Raw genomic sequence first — 428 nt, 5'->3', positions numbered from 1 at the left:
TTGCCGGCTGGGACCTGGCGTTGCCCGAGCACTGTTGCCGTGTTGTGGGTGATCGCGGCGAGCAGGTGCACTCCGGCTCCTCCGGTGCGGGCGAAGGTGCCGCGCAAGGGTTTGCCGTCCACCGCGATCGCCGCTGGTGGGGTCTCGGCCGGGTCGGTGGTGCTGGTGTCGCGGTGGGCGAGCCAGTTGCTGATCACGTCGTCGAGGAGGTCGCCGTCGACCCGGCCGGCCACGCGCCGCACGGTGGCTTCATCGGGTGCTGCATAGCGGGCTTGGCGGGGGTCGAATCGTGTGCCCAGCGCGGCCAGTACCGGCTGTGGGGCGTCGGCGGCCCATTCGCCGATCGCGGTGAAGGACTGGGCTCCGGCCACTACGGCTGCGGCGGCGAGCGCCAGGATCGACCCGATCGAATGTCGCACACCCCGTCG

The 428-nt window shown here is 71.7% G+C and carries 1 protein-coding gene; it reads right to left on the bottom strand.

Features of this window, described 5'->3' with window-relative positions; genetic code table 11:
- A partial coding sequence (locus ISP_RS48475) for a transposase family protein (protein ID WP_265049900.1) occupies positions 1–428 on the bottom strand: 428 nt, incomplete at both ends.

Origin of the sequence: Amycolatopsis mediterranei, assembly GCF_026017845.1 — a bacterium.
GTDB lineage: Bacteria > Actinomycetota > Actinomycetes > Mycobacteriales > Pseudonocardiaceae > Amycolatopsis > Amycolatopsis mediterranei.
This window is presented reverse-complemented; position numbering and strand designations above follow the sequence as displayed.